Raw genomic sequence first — 14,451 nt, forward strand, 5'->3', positions numbered from 1 at the left:
AGACGGTTCCGTGCCTGCGGTTCAGCGCCTGTGGGTCACCGCTTGCGTGAGAACGCCTCCAGCCGCTCGGCCGGGCTCAGGGCGGCCATGCGGTCGACGAACGCCGCGCTGAAGGTGTCGGCGGTGGTGTAGTCACCGAGTGGGACCGTGGAGTGGGTGATGCGGTCGTCGTAGACGTGCACGAGGTTGAACGACTGACCGCCGAACATCCCGTTCACCTCCACGGGCGGGAGCGAGAGGTTCATCGAGTAACAGCTCGCGCTGGCGACCTGGACGGGGATGCCGGCGAAGGTGCTTGAGGTGGAATAGTGCAGATGGCCGCCCAGGATGGCCCGGACGTCGCTCCCGCGCAGCACGGCCTCGAGCCGGTGCTGGTCGCGGAGCTCGAGGATGTCGAAGAACGGGATGCTCGACGGCACCGGCGGGTGGTGCATGGCCAGAATGCTGCCGAGCGGCGCCGGCGTTGACAGCACCGTCTGCAGCCACTCCAGCTGGCTGTCCTCGAGCTCACCGTGGTGCCACCCCGGGACGGTCGAGTCGAGGCCGATGACCCGCAAGCCGCCGAAGTCCCAGACGGCGTCGAGCGGCTGCTCCCCTGCCGGGAGGTCGAGGAGCTCCGTCCGCATGACCGACCGTTCGTCGTGGTTGCCCATGAGCCAGACGATGGTGGTGCCGAGTCGCTCGGCGACGGGCTCGACCCGCTCCCGGAGCCGACGGTACGCGTCGGCTTCTCCGAGATCCGCGAGGTCACCCGTGAACACCATCGCGTCCGGCCGGAGCTGCATGCGCTCGATCTGGCGCAGGGCCTGTTCCAGGTTGGCCTGCACGTCGACCGCGTCGTAGAGGCGTCGGCCGTCGGCCAGGAGGTGCGGGTCGCTCAGATGGACGATGACCCTGTCGGGAGCCGGGTACTGACCGAAACGGACGTCGGAAGTCATGCTCCGAGTCTACGAGCCACCGCCGACGTGCTCCGCCGCGGTCGACCACCCGAGGGCGGCCGACCGCGGACGGTCAGGACGCGACGCCGAGGAGCTGCTCGATGGGTCCGCGGGCGAAGAAGACGAGGAACCCGGCTGCGACGACCCACAGCAGCGGGCTGATCTCGCGCGCCTTGCCGGACAGGGAGCGGAGCACGACCCAGGCGATGAAGCCGGCACCGATACCGTTGGCGATCGAGTACGTCAGCGGCATGACGACGACCGTCAGGAACACCGGGAGCGCGACCGAGAACTCGGTCCAGACGATGTCCTTGATCTGCGACATCATGAGCGTCCCGACGATGACGAGCGCGGCGGCGGCGACCTCGGAGGGCACGATCTGTGTGAGCGGCGTGAAGAACATGGCGAGCAGGAACAGCGCACCGGTCACGAGGTTCGCGAGGCCGGTCCGTGCCCCTTCGCCGATGCCCGCGCCGGATTCGATGAAGACGGTCGAGGAGGAGGACGAGGTCGCGCCACCGGCGACCGCGCCGACACCCTCGACGATGAGCGCCGAGCGGAGTCGCGGGAAGTCACCCTTGGCGTCCGCCACACCGGCCTCCTTCGAGAGGCCGGTCATGGTCCCCATGGCGTCGAAGAAGTTCGTGAACACGAGGGTGAAGACGAGCATGAGTGCGGCGAGGACGCCGATGCGCTCGAAGCCGCCGAAGCTCACCTGGCCGAGCAGGCTGAGGTCGGGGATCCCGACGACCTGCGTGGGCAGGGTCGGGACGCTCAGGTTCCAGCCGCCGGCGTTCTCGCCGCCGTTGGATGCGCCGACCTTGAAGATCGCCTCCGCGATGATGGCGATGATCGTCGAGGCGACGATGCCGATGAGCAGCGCTCCCTTCACCTTGCGTGCGACGAGCACGCCCGTGAGCAGCAGGGAGATGACGAACACGGCGGTCGGCACGGTGGCGACCGAGCCCTCGATCCCGAGACCGACGGGCGGCGAACCGGCGCCCGTCGAACGGACGAAGCCGGCGTCGACGAAGCCGATGAAGGCGATGAAGAGGCCGATGCCGACGGTGATCGCGATCTTCAACTGGATGGGCACCGCGTTGAAGATCATGGCGCGGAGTCCGGTCGCCGCAAGCAGGACGATGATCAGCCCGTTGATGACGACGAGACCCATCGCCTCGGCCCAGGTGACCTGACCGACGACGCTGACCGCGAGGAACGAGTTGATGCCGAGGCCGGCCGCGAAGGCGAACGGCAGCCGCGCCACGAGACCGAAGAGGATCGTCATGACGCCGGCGGTCAGGGCGGTCACGGCGGCGACCTGGGCGAAGCCGAGCTCGCCACCGGTGACGTCGGCCGAGCCGCTCAGGATGATCGGGTTGAGGATGACGATGTAGGCCATCGCGACGAAGGTCACGAGGCCGCCGCGCACCTCGCCTCCGACGGTCGAACCGCGCTTGCTGATCTCGAAGAAACCGTCGAGACGCTCTCGGAACGAGCGCGGAGCGGTGGGCGTCGTGGTCACTGGACCTCCTGGGTCTGCATCGAAGCAACCAGCGTACCGGCACGGCGGACCGCCCCGCGACGACCGGGATGCGAGGGTGCCGCTACGATCGGCTGGACCCCTTACCCAGCACCCTCCTCACGGAATCGAGCTCACATGGCGCTGCCCTGGACTCTGCACGGCGACGGCAAGCACGTCCCGACCCACGCGATCGTCGGCCCCGGAGAACGGCTCACCTGGCCGCGGACCATCGGCCTCGGCATGCAGCACGTCGTCGCGATGTTCGGCGCCACGTTCCTCGTCCCCGTGCTGACCGGGTTCCCGCCCACCACGACGCTGTTCTTCTCGGGCGTCGGCACCATCCTGTTCCTCGTCATCACCAAGAACCGCGTGCCGAGCTACCTCGGCTCGTCGTTCGCCTTCATCGCCCCCATCTCCGCCGCGGTCGCGAGCCAGGGCATGGGCAGCGCCCTCTTCGGCATCCTCGCGGTGGGGCTCCTCCTGGCGCTCGTCGGCGTCATCGTGCAGGTCACGGGCACCGGGTGGATCGATGCGCTCATGCCGCCGGTCGTCGCCGGCGCCATCGTCGCGCTCATCGGGTTCAACCTCGCCCCCGCCGCGAAGAACAACTTCGTGGCGGCTCCGATCACCGCACTCGTGACGCTCGCGGCCGTCATCCTGTCGACCGTCGTCTTCCGCGGGATCCTCGGCCGACTGTCGATCGTCATCGGTGTCGTGGTCGGGTACATCGTCGCGGCGATCCGTCAGGAGATCGATTTCTCGAAGATCGCGGACGCCGCGTGGGTCGGCCTCCCCGAGTTCCACCTCGCGGACAACCCGATCTCGAACCCGGCGGTCTGGGCGGTCCTCCCGGCGTTCCTCCCCGTCGTGCTCGTCCTCATCGCCGAGAACGTCGGCCACATCCGTGGCGTCGCGCAGATGACCGACGCCTCGGTGAACAAGCAGACCGGTCGCGCGCTCCTGTCCGACGGCCTGGCGACGATGCTGGCCGGCTTCGGCGGCGGTTCGGGCACGACGACCTACGGCGAGAACATCGGCGTGATGGCGGCGACTCGGGTCTACTCCACGGCGGCCTACTGGGTCGCCGGTCTGTTCGCGGTCCTCCTCGGCCTCTCCCCCAAGGTCGGTGCGGTCATCAACACCATCCCGGCGGGCGTCCTCGGCGGCGTCACGACGGCCCTGTACGGACTCATCGGGATCATCGGCGTGAAGATCTGGCTCGACAACAAGGTCGACTTCTCGAAGCCCGTCAACCAGTTCACCGCTGCGACGGCGCTCATCATCGGCATCGCGGACTTCACCTGGGTGGCGGGTGGCGACGTCAGCTTCAACGGGATCGCGCTCGGCACGATCGCCGCGATCGTCATCTACCACGTGATGACGACCATCGGCCGCTGGCGGAAGACCGCCTGACCCGTCCGGTGCGGGTGGGCCAGCGCGGTGCGCTGGCGTCAGCGCGGGTCGTACGCGTGAGCGCGGGTCTCTGGAGCCCCGCGCTCACGTGTGTCGCCCGCGCTCACGCCGGGTAGGTACGGTTCGCGTCAGCGCACCGCGCTGGCGGACCAACACGGATCGGTCCCGGACCGGGTGGCCCGCGCTCGCGTCAGCGCGGTGCGCTGGCGGATCCGAGGGGTCAACCCTGGTGGAAGAACGGCACGATCAGGTAGATGCCGAAGAGGACCGCCGCCGCACACAGGGCGAAGCAGGCGTAGGCACCGGCGCGGGCCAGGTTCTGCTGCGCGGGGGTCAACGGGTTCTTCCGGGCGGCCTTCGCGGCCCGCTTCGCCGCCTTCGCGGCCTCCTCCGGCGTGATGACCGTGATCGCGTCGGTGAACTCGGCCGGCGCCACCACAGGCACGCGCCCGGCGGTGGTCAGGAGCCGGAGCCCGAGGGAGTACAGACTGACGATCGCGGTCGCACCGATGAGCGACGTCGCGAAGACGATCAGGAATGCTGCCCAGTCGATCACTTCTTCACCTTCTTGGGCTTGGGGTTGCGCTTGATCTTGACCGCACGACCGGAGTCGGCGACCTCACTGACGACGTTGCTGTGGTCGACCTGGTTCCGGCGCGAGATGAGGAAGATGGTGAGGATGACCCCGACCCCCACCACTGCGTCGATGATGATGCCGACGAGACCGAGGTGGGCGACGGCGGCGGCGAGTGCCCCGACGATGCCGGCCGCGGGCAGGGTCATCAACCAGCCGAGGGCGATCCGCCCGGCGGTCCCCCAGCGGACCTTCGATCCGCGTCGCCCGAGGCCGGAGCCGATGACGGAGCCGGAGGCGACCTGCGTGGTGGAGAGGGCGAAGCCGAGGTGGCTCGACGCGAGGATCGTGGCGGCGGTGCTCGTCTCGGCCGCGAAACCCTGTGCCGGCTTGACGTCGGTGAGCCCCGTGCCGATGGTCTTGATGATCCGCCAGCCGCCCATGTAGGTGCCGAGGGCGATGGCGAGGGCGCAGACGACGATGACCCAGAGCTCGGGGCCGGTACCGACCGCCTGCACACCGACCGCGATGAAGGTGAGCGTGATGACACCCATGGTTTTCTGCGCGTCGTTCGTGCCGTGCGCGAGGGCGACGAGGGACGAGGAGAAGATCTGCGCGTATCGGAACCCGTCGCGACCGTCGGGTTTGCCGTCGTAGCGCCGTGTGATCCGGTAGGCGAGCTTCGTCGCCGAGTAGGCGACCAGACCCGCCGTGACGGGGGCGATCAACGCCGGGAGGATGACCTTCGAGAGGACGACACCGAAGTCGATCGAGCCGAAGCCGGCGCCGACGATCGCCGCGCCGATAAGCCCGCCGAACAGCGCGTGGCTGGAGGACGACGGCAGACCGAGGAGCCAGGTCAGCATGTTCCAGACGATCGCGCCGATCAGCCCGGCGAAGATCAGCTCCGGTCCGATCCGGATGCCGCCCTCGCCCTCTCGGATGAGCCCGCCCGAGATGGTCTTCGCGACCTCCGTGGACAGGAACGCACCGACGAGGTTGAGGATCGCGGCGAGCAGCACGGCGGTCTTCGGTTTGAGGGCGCCCGTGGCGATCGGGGTCGCCATGGCGTTCGCCGTGTCGTGGAACCCGTTCGTGAAGTCGAAGAACAGTGCCAGTGCGATGACCAGCACGACAGTCAGGGTAACGAGTTCCACTGGTGTCTTTCTCGAGGCGGAGCGAATACGGACACAGTGCTCCCCGACGAGATGTTTGGGGGGAATTCACGTGCTGGATACGGGCGGTTCACCCGCCGTACACGATCCTTACACCCTGCCCGGTCGAGGTCAACTCGACGCCGATCAGCGCCCGCCGCCGCCTCCGCCGCCTCCGCCGCCGCCCGCGAATCCGCCGCCCGTCGAGCCGCCGGACGAGCTCGCTCCCCCACTGGTCGACCAGGACGCCGACGTACTCGACGCCGATCCGGAGAAGCCGGAGAACGCGTTCGCGAACATCGCCGCCTGGAACGGGGTGTTCGAGGCGTACCACGACGGCGCGCTCCCGGCCTGCTCGTAGCGGATGCCGAGTTCCTTCGCCCACTCGCGCTCGACGCCCCAGAGCACGGCGAAGGGCAGGAGCCGTTCGGTGACCCGGACGAGCTGGCCGGGGTCGCCGAGGTCCACCCGTTCGGCGCCGTCGGGGCTCTGCAACATGCGGAAGCGGTCCTGCTCCGCCAGCGCGAGGTAGTCGCGGAGGCCGAGCAACTCGTCCCGCGCATCGGCACCGGTGGCGGTGAGCGGTTTCGGCGCGATGGCCAACACGATCCCAGCGAGCAGCGCGATCCCGGTCACGAAGAGCGCGGCGACCGACCAGCCGTTTTCCGCTCGCTGGGAGTAGGCGACCCCGAAGAAGACGATCCCGGCGACGCCCAGGACGGCGAGCGCCCCCACGATGATCCACGCCCGCCCGGAGGAGACCGAGCGTCGGAGGCCGAGGTCGAGGGCGTTCCGCTTGGCGGCCGCGAGTTCCGCGGTGACCGCATTGCCGAGCGTCGGGTCGACCTCCTTCATCTCCCGCGGTCGGTTCCGGTCGGGGAAGAGCGCGGCGAGCACGCGCCGTTCCTGCTCATCCGTCGCGCTGTCGTCGAGGTACTGCAGGGAGTAGTCCTTCTTGCCCGGTCCGTCCACGATCCGGAGCTTGCCGCGGACGGCGAGGCTGACGATCTCGGCGGCCATCGACGAGGCGGCGCGACCGGCGAGGTCGCCCGCCAGCAGGAGGTTCATCTGCTTCGGGGCGGAGTACTGCGGCACGATGACGCCACGTCCAGGGTGGTCACGCCAGAAGCGCAGTCGGATCCACAGGAGTGCTCCGAGTCCCGCGGCCGACAGCGCGCCGAGGACGATCGGGACGATGGAGAAGACCGGTGCCTCGCCGGGTCGGGCCGGTTGGACGAACGTGCCCGGTTCGAACCCGATCGCGACCGTCAGCGTCTGGCGGGCCTGCAGCGGGACGGAGGAGGTCGTGAAGACGTCTCCGTCGGCGTCCTCGGCTTGGGAGAGGTCGCACGGCGAGCTGTCGTCCGGATCGCCGCGGTAGCAGGCGCCGTCACCGGTGAGCGCGTCGGCGATGTCGGGCGCGACCCGCACCGTCATGCTGGCGTCGGCGAACGGCTGGTCCCAGCCGGTCCCGGGCGCGTCCCAGTAGAACTCATCGGAGCGTGTGTCGCGGTAGGCACCGACGACGCCGCGCTGCGTGTAGGTGATGACGTAGCTCTGCGTGCCGCGCACGTAGTCGTCCGTCCCGAGCGACAGCTCGAGGAAGTCACCGTCGCGGTCGGTCTCCCACTCCACGGGCGCACCATCGGCGTCGGTCACCGAGACGATCTCCGTGTGCAGTGGTGCCCGGTCGAACTCGTCCGGGATCGCTCGGATGATGCCCTTGTTCTGGTCGGAGTCGGGGAACTCCGCGACGAAGGTCTCGACCGCGCGCAGCTCGGCTTGACCGTCGCCGCCACGACTCAGGGTGTAGTCGCCGTCGAAGGACGCGAAGGTGAAGTCGGACACGTCGGTCCGAGCGTCGGCCGCGGCGGGCGGCGTGCTCGCCAGGGTCGCGACGAGCGGTGCACCCACCGCCAGGGCCAGGGCGACGAGGAGCACCCGCGACGAGCGGGAACGGACCGAGGACAGGCGACGACGTCTGGGCTTCACCCGGCCAAGTCTAGGAGGGGTGCCGGCGGGCGCGCTGACGCGCCCGCCGGGACTCACATCTCCTCGTGGGTGTTGGGGTCTCCGTCGAAGAGCCTGCCGTCGGTCCGCCCGAGTGCGGTGATCGCCTGCACCTCGGTGTCGCTGAGCTCGAAGCCGAACACGTCGATGTTCGTGCGCTGGCGTTCCGGGGACGCGGACTTCGGGATCGGGAGCACGCCGCGCTGGTGGTGCCAGCGGAGGACGACCTGCGCCGGTGAGACGTCGTGCGCCGCGGCGGCCGCTGCGACGGGTTCCTCGGCGAACGGCGCCTGTGCCTTACCGAGCGGGCTCCACGCCTCGGTGACGACACCGTGCTCGCGGTGGAAGGCGAGGAGTTCCTCCTGCGGGAAGTACGGGTGCAGCTCGACCTGGTTGACGGCCGGCAGCACACCCGTCTCGTCGGCGAGGCGGGTCAGGAACTCCTCGGTGAAGTTCGAGACGCCGATGCTGCGGACGAGGCCCTCGCGCTGCAGCTGGATCATGGCCTTCCACGACTCGACGAAGCGGCCGACGGAGGGGTTCGGCCAGTGGATGAGGTACAGGTCGATGTGGTCGAGGCCGAGCGAGGCCAGGGATCCGCGGCACGAGGTGATGGTCTCCTCGAAGCCGTGGTCGCGGCCGGGCAGCTTCGTCGCGACGACGAGTTCGTCGCGGGGGACGTCGGTCTCGCGGACCGCGGCGCCGACGGCGTCCTCGTTGCGGTAGTTCACGGCGGTGTCGATCAGTCGGTAGCCTGCGTCGATGGCGGACAGCGTGGCGTCGGTGCCCTCGCGGCCTCGCAGGGGTACGTGCCGAAACCGATCGCGGGGACGCTCGAACCGTCGTTGAGCGCGAATGTTGGGATGGTCGTCATCACCCCACGCTAGACCCGGCGGGCCTCGGATGGCTCCGAGCGGGCTGGGAGGGCGCGCCTCGACTAGCGTTGGACCATGGCGAAGCTCTCTGCCCCCGTGCCCAGACCCGACCGACCGAACGCACCCATCACGGCGACACCGTGGTGGACCCGTACGAGTGGCTCCGTGAGAAGGAGTCACCGGAGGTGATCGCGCACCTGGAGGCGGAGAACGCCTACACCGAGCAGGAGACGGCCCATCTGGCCGGACTGCGCGAGCGCATCTTCCAGGAGATCAAAAGTCGCACGCTCGAGACCGACCTCTCGGTCCCGACCCGTTCCGGTGCGTGGTGGTACTACGGTCGCAGCGTCGAAGGCCGCCAGTACGGCATCCAGTGCCGCATCCCGGTCGCCGACTCGGAGGACTGGACGCCGCCGACCCTGCCCGAGGGCGGTGCGGCCCCCGGCGAGCAGATCATCCTCGACGCCAACGTCGAGGCGGAGGGCCACGAGTTCTTCTCCCTCGGCAGCTTCGACGTGTCGGACGACGGCACGCGTCTGCTCTACGGCGTCGACGTCGAAGGCGACGAGCGGTACACCGTCCGTGTCCGGGACCTCGCGAGTGGCGTCGACCTCGACGACGAGCTCCTCGGGACCGCGGGCGGGGCGGAGTTCTCCCCCGACGGCACCGCCATCGTCTACACGACGGTCGACGAGAGCTGGCGCCCCGACACGGTGCACCTGCACCGGGTGGGGAAGTCCCAGGACGACGACACGGTCCTCTTCCACGAGCCAGACGAGCGGTTCTGGGTCGGCGCCGGATTCACTCGCAGCCGTGCGCTGCTCCTGATCGAGGCCGGCTCGTCGGTCACGAGTGAGACCCGACTCGTCCCCGCCGACGCACTGTCCGAGGAGGCGCGGGTCGTCTGGCCGCGGACCGACGGCGTCGAGTACAGCGTCGAACACCGGGTGGCCGACGGCGCAGACCGGTTGCTGATCCTGCACAATCGGGACGCGCCGGACTTCGAGCTCGTCGAGGTGCCGCTCTCGGATCCGCTCGGCACGGCGCGGGTCGTCGTCGCGCACAGCAGCGAGCGCCGGCTCGAGGACGTCGAGGCGTTCGAGGCCGTGACCACCGTCTCCTACCGGCGCGACGGCCTCACGCGTATCGGCCTGCTCGACCCGACGAGTGGCGACATCGACGAGATCGCCTTCGACGAACCGCTGTCCACCGTCGGCTGGCACGGCAACGGTGAATGGGCGCAACCGATGCTCCGGTTCGGATACGGGTCGCTCGTGACGCCGTCAACGGTGCTCGAACTCGACGTCCGGTCCGGCGAACGCTTCGTGCGCAAGCAGCAGCCGGTCCTCGGCGACTACGACCCGGCGGACTACGAGCAGTTCCGGGAGTGGGCGACGGCCGTGGACGGAACCCGGGTGCCGATCTCCATCGTGCGCCGGGTCGGTGTCCAGGGGCCCGGGCCGCTCCACCTCTACGGGTACGGCTCGTACGAGGCCAGCATGGACCCGTCCTTCTCGATCGCGAGATTGTCGATGCTCGACCGCGGCGTGACCTTCGCGATCGCCCATGTACGCGGCGGCGGCGAACTCGGGCGCCACTGGTACGAGGACGGCAAGAAGCTCCACAAGCAGAACAGCTTCAGCGACTTCGTCGACGTGGCCGACCACCTCATCCGCGAGGGCTGGACGACGCCTGCCCAGCTCGTCGCCGAGGGCGGCAGCGCCGGTGGCCTCCTCATGGGCGCCGTGGCGAACCGTGCTCCCGACCGCTTCGCGGGCATCCTCGCCGGCGTCCCCTTCGTCGACGCGCTGACGAGCATCCTCGACCCGTCGCTCCCCCTGACGGTCATCGAGTGGGACGAGTGGGGCGATCCGCTCCACGACCCCGAGGTCTACGCGTACATGAAGGCGTACAGCCCCTACGAGAACATCGACCCGGCGAAGCGCTACCCGCGCATCCTCGCGACGACGAGCCTCAACGACACCCGCGTCCTGTACGTGGAACCGGCGAAGTGGGTGGCCCGCCTGCGCGACGCCGGTGCACCGGCACTCATGAAGATCGAGATGAGCGCCGGGCACGGCGGGGTGAGCGGCCGCTACAACGCGTGGCGTGAGCGCGCCGAGGAACTCGCCTGGCTGCTCGATGTGCTCGGACTCACGGACACCGATCCGGCCTGATCCGAACCGACGACGCCCCTGCTCCGGACGGAGCAGGGGCGTCGTCGGTGCGGCGGGCGTCTAGCCGAAGAGGATCGCCGCTTCGTCGTAGCGCTCCTGCGGCACGGTCTTCAGCTTGCCGAGCGCCTCTTCGAAGCGGCAGTTGACGAGTTCGGTGCCACGGAGTGCGATCATCGTGCCCCAGTCGCCGGCCATGACGGAGTCGATGGCGGCCATACCGAGGCGGGTGGCGAGCACGCGATCGTAGGCGCTCGGGACGCCACCGCGCTGCAGGTGGCCGAGCACGGTCGCGCGGGACTCGATGCCCGTGCGGCGCTCGATCTCGGGTGCGAGCACGTCGGCGATGCCGCCGAGACGGGGACGGTTGAACGCGTCGAGTCCCTTCTCGGAGTGCGCGGTCTCCATGGTGTCGAGCGTGAAGCCCTCGGACACGACGATGATCGGGGCGCGACCGCGCTGGTAGACGCTGTCCGCCCACTCGCAGATCTGCTCGATCGACTGCGGCTGTTCCGGGATGAGGATGGCGTGGGCACCCGCCGCCATACCGGCGTGCAGGGCGATCCAGCCGACGTGCCGGCCCATGACCTCGATGACCATGCACCGCTTGTGGGACTCGCCCGTCGTCCGGAGGCGGTCGATGGCCTCGGTCGCGATCTCGACGGCGGTGTCGAAGCCGAAGGAGTAGTCGGTGGCGTCGAGGTCGTTGTCGATCGTCTTCGGGACGCCGACGATCTTGAGGCCGGCGTCGGTGAGCCGCTTCGCAGCGGCGAGCGTGCCCTCTCCGCCGATGGCGATGAGCGCGTCGATGCCGAGCCGGTCCATGGTGTGCTGGACGTTCTCCGGGCCGCCGTGCGGTCCTTCGAACGGGTTGGTGCGGCTCGTGCCGAGGATGGTGCCACCCTGCTTGGCGAGACCACGCACGCTGTGGCGGTCGAGCGGCATCGTCAGGCCCTCGACGACTCCTCGCCAGCCGTCGCGGATGCCGATGAACTCCTGGTTGTGGATCTTCGTCCCCTTGAGGACCGCTCCTCGGATGACCGCGTTCAGGCCGGGGCAGTCGCCGCCGCTCGTGAGCACACCAATTCTCATATCAACAGTCCTCATGGGGATCGGGGCACCTCAGGTGCCGGGAGTCATCCCCGACAATACCGTCTCGCCGACGGTGCTTCATCCGGCGCGGACGGTGCTCCGGCCCAGAGGGTCGGTGCCTCGTCGACCGGGGTTAGGCTGCTGGGATGAGTGCCGACGACTACCTGCCCGCCGATGGCGGCATCACGATGTTCTCCACGACCTGGTGCGGGTACTGCGCCCGACTGAAACACCAGCTGTCCGCAGCCGGCATCCCGTTCACCGAGGTGGACATCGAGCAGGTCCCGGGGACCGCCGACCTCGTCGCCTCGCTGAACGGCGGCAACCAGACGGTCCCGACGGTGATCTTCCCCGACCGATCGACCGCGACGAACCCGTCGCTCGCTCAGGTGAAGGCGGCACTCGGCGTCTGACCAGCCGACGACGTCCGGCCGGGCGACCCGTGGTCACCCGGCCGGACGAACGGGATGTCAGGCGCCCAGCGCCTCGCGGAGCAGGTGGACGAGGGCGTTCAGCTGCACCGAGTCGACCGACGCGACGTCCTGGTCGCTGCCGTCGAGTGCGCGAGCGGCCAGGCCCTGCTTGCTGTCGATGAGTTCCGCGACCTTCGCGTCGATCGTGTGCGCGGCGATGATCCGCCAGGCGGTGACGGGCTCCTCCTGACCGATGCGGTGCACGCGGTCGATCGCCTGGGTCTGCTCGGCGGCCGTCCAGGACAACTCGGCGAGCACGACGTTGGACGCGGCCTGCAGGTTGACGCCGACGCCGGCGGCGGTGAGCGAACAGACCGCGACCGCGACCTCCGGATCGGTGTTGAACGCGTCGATCGCGGCCTGACGCGCCTGCGCGGTCTGGTCGCCGCGGAGCGACACCGTCTTCAAGCCGCGACCCGCGAACAACTGCTCGGCCGCGTTCATGACGTCGATGTGCTTCGCGAAGAACACGACCTTGCCCACGGACCTCGCGAGCTGCGCCGTGTAGTCGGCGGCGAGGACGGCCTTGGCCTGACCGATCTTGCGGATCATGGTGAACACGTTCTCCGTGCCACCGGCGGCCTTGGACTCGTCGAGCTCGGCCTGGGCGACCATGCGCATGAGGTCGGTGTTCGGCTCGTGCAGCGCGTCGACGCGCTCACCACGCGACTCCAGGACCCGCACGTAGCGGGACTTGAGCCGTTGCCCGAGCTCGGCCTCCGCGTCACGGATGGACCGGATCGCCTCGTCGTCGAGCTCGACCGGGAGGTCGGCGACGCGTTTGGCGGGCAGGTCCTTGGCGACGTCGAGCTTCTTGCGGCGCACGATGCCCATGTCGATGACGGCGGACCGCGCGGCGGCGTAGAAGGCGTGCTCGGCCGGGGTCAGGCCGGTGTCCTCGAGCCGCTCCATGAGTTCGGCGGTCGGCTTGCCGTCCTTGATCCAGCCGAGGAACTGCCAGATGGCGTTGAAGTCCTCGACGTCGTTGATCAGCGGCGTACCCGTCAGCGCGAGCAGCAGCGGGTCCTGGCCGGGCGTCGCCTTCCGAATCCGGTTCGCGAGTGACAGCACGTGCTGCGAGCGCTGGGAGTGGAGGTTCTTGATGAAGTGCGCCTCGTCGACCACCATGCCGCGGAAGCCGAGCGTCCCGAGCCAGGCGAGGTGACGGTCGAGGACCTCGTAGTTCACGATGATGACGTCGGCGAAGGCGTCGAGCGCCTGGCCGTCGCCGTGGATGACCGTGGCGCGTCGGTGCGGCGTCCAGCGCTCGACCTCGCGCGCCCAGTTCATCTTGACGACGTTCGGGACGATGACGAGGAGCGGGTACGCCTCGGCGACCGAGGCGGCGAGGACCGACTGCGCGGTCTTGCCGAGGCCCGGCTCGTCGGCGAGCAGGAACGAACGGTGTCCTTCACGGACGCTCTCGACGAAGCGCGCCTGATGCTTCATGACCTCGAGCCCGCGCGGCGAGAGCCGGTCGAGCTTGGGGGCCTCGGGCAGGTCCATCGAGGCCGCTCCCCACCGGAACCAAGCTCGAACGCCTTATACAGGGGGCCCATGAGCTCCCAGCTGTCGAGTCGTCGACGCACGGTCGGCTGCGGTGCCGCCTGGCTGAAGTCCGGGGCGAGGAACGGATTGGCCAACTGACGTGCCTTGACCGACTGCGGGATGACCTGCTTCTCGGCGAGTTCGGCCGGGACGACGGACTCCACGACGGGCTTCTCGACGGTGATGATCAGTTCGTCGGCGCTGAGTTCGGCGCCCGACTCGAGGAGCCAGTCGCGCCGGAGCCGCTGCGCGACGGGGCTCGTCGCGGCGTCGGCCTCGAGGAGCTGGATGAGCGAGGTGTCGCGCGCCGCCGTCTTGGCGAGGATGGTCGCCACACCGTCGAGACGCTTCAGGAGCTCGGCCCGCGTGGCGTCGCTGTACGTCGTGTCGGCCTTGACCCTGGCGCGTTCCTCACGGACGAGGAAGGCGATGACCTGGTACTTGGTCCGGTTGGTCGGCCCGACCTTGCCCTTCTGCGCCTTCGCCTCGACCTCGCGCACCTTGCGGGCGAGGATGGGGATGATCGGCGCGTCGTCGTCGTGACGCGACGAGGACCCTCTGGGGTTCGAGCGGCCAGATGAACGGGTGCTGGAACGCCCCTGGGAACGGCGTTGCTGGCCGGTGTGCGGCATGCTCCTCCTGAGCAGTCGAAGAGCCTCATCGGCCGAGGGGCCG

9 protein-coding genes and 2 pseudogenes are annotated in these 14,451 nt (G+C 69.3%); 3 read left to right on the forward strand and 8 right to left on the reverse strand.

What is annotated here, in order from left to right; all coding sequences use genetic code 11:
• Positions 1-35: 35 nt before the first annotated feature.
• Together FGL15_RS01010 and FGL15_RS01015 are read right to left on the reverse strand one after the other, a co-directional pair.
• Positions 36-938 carry a phosphodiesterase gene (locus FGL15_RS01010; RefSeq protein WP_138944627.1) on the reverse strand — a complete coding sequence of 301 codons (903 nt, stop codon included), beginning with the start codon at positions 936-938 and terminating at the stop codon, positions 36-38.
• 73 nt (positions 939-1,011) lie between these two features.
• Complete coding sequence (locus FGL15_RS01015; RefSeq protein ID WP_138944628.1) at positions 1,012-2,463, reverse strand: NCS2 family permease; 1,452 nt, start codon at positions 2,461-2,463, stop codon at positions 1,012-1,014.
• A gap of 135 nt (positions 2,464-2,598) precedes the next feature.
• Here FGL15_RS01015 and FGL15_RS01020 point away from each other — a divergent pair, with 135 nt between their 5' ends.
• Complete coding sequence (locus FGL15_RS01020; RefSeq protein WP_079707128.1) at positions 2,599-3,876, forward strand: uracil-xanthine permease family protein; 1,278 nt, start codon at positions 2,599-2,601, stop codon at positions 3,874-3,876.
• A gap of 220 nt (positions 3,877-4,096) precedes the next feature.
• On the opposite strand, the gene FGL15_RS01025 is transcribed toward FGL15_RS01020, so the two are convergent.
• From FGL15_RS01025 to FGL15_RS01040, 4 genes and pseudogenes are all read right to left on the reverse strand, one after another.
• Positions 4,097-4,432 (reverse strand): peptidase, encoded by a 336-nt coding sequence (locus FGL15_RS01025; RefSeq protein ID WP_079707129.1) that lies wholly within the window; start codon positions 4,430-4,432, stop codon positions 4,097-4,099.
• Entirely contained in the window at positions 4,429-5,607 is a 1,179-nt protein-coding gene (locus FGL15_RS01030) for an inorganic phosphate transporter (RefSeq protein WP_079707130.1), read from the reverse strand. The genes FGL15_RS01025 and FGL15_RS01030 overlap by 4 nt, the downstream gene beginning before the upstream one ends.
• A 144-nt stretch (positions 5,608-5,751) precedes the next feature.
• Positions 5,752-7,596, reverse strand: coding sequence for a DUF2207 domain-containing protein (locus FGL15_RS20145; protein ID WP_168223264.1), 1,845 nt, complete (start codon positions 7,594-7,596; stop codon positions 5,752-5,754).
• Positions 7,597-7,649: 53 nt separating this feature from the next.
• Positions 7,650-8,488: pseudogene (locus tag FGL15_RS01040) on the reverse strand (aldo/keto reductase).
• 69 nt (positions 8,489-8,557) lie between these two features.
• Between FGL15_RS01040 and FGL15_RS01045 the strand changes: the two are divergent.
• Positions 8,558-10,666, forward strand: coding sequence for a S9 family peptidase (locus FGL15_RS01045; RefSeq protein WP_138944629.1), 2,109 nt, complete (start codon positions 8,558-8,560; stop codon positions 10,664-10,666).
• Between the two features lie 60 nt (positions 10,667-10,726).
• Here the strand turns inward: FGL15_RS01045 and FGL15_RS01050 are convergent, their stop codons facing one another.
• Positions 10,727-11,755, reverse strand: coding sequence for a 6-phosphofructokinase (locus FGL15_RS01050; protein ID WP_064294489.1), 1,029 nt, complete (start codon positions 11,753-11,755; stop codon positions 10,727-10,729).
• A gap of 146 nt (positions 11,756-11,901) precedes the next feature.
• Here FGL15_RS01050 and FGL15_RS01055 point away from each other — a divergent pair, with 146 nt between their 5' ends.
• A complete protein-coding gene (locus FGL15_RS01055) occupies positions 11,902-12,168 on the forward strand; it encodes a mycoredoxin (RefSeq protein WP_064294490.1) in 267 nt (88 codons plus the stop codon).
• Positions 12,169-12,225: 57 nt separating this feature from the next.
• Here FGL15_RS01055 and FGL15_RS01060 read toward each other — a convergent pair.
• Positions 12,226-14,408: pseudogene (locus tag FGL15_RS01060) on the reverse strand (DEAD/DEAH box helicase).
• Positions 14,409-14,451 lie beyond the last annotated feature (43 nt).

The sequence above is a fragment of the Plantibacter sp. M259 genome (assembly GCF_006065115.1).
GTDB lineage: Bacteria > Actinomycetota > Actinomycetes > Actinomycetales > Microbacteriaceae > Plantibacter > Plantibacter auratus.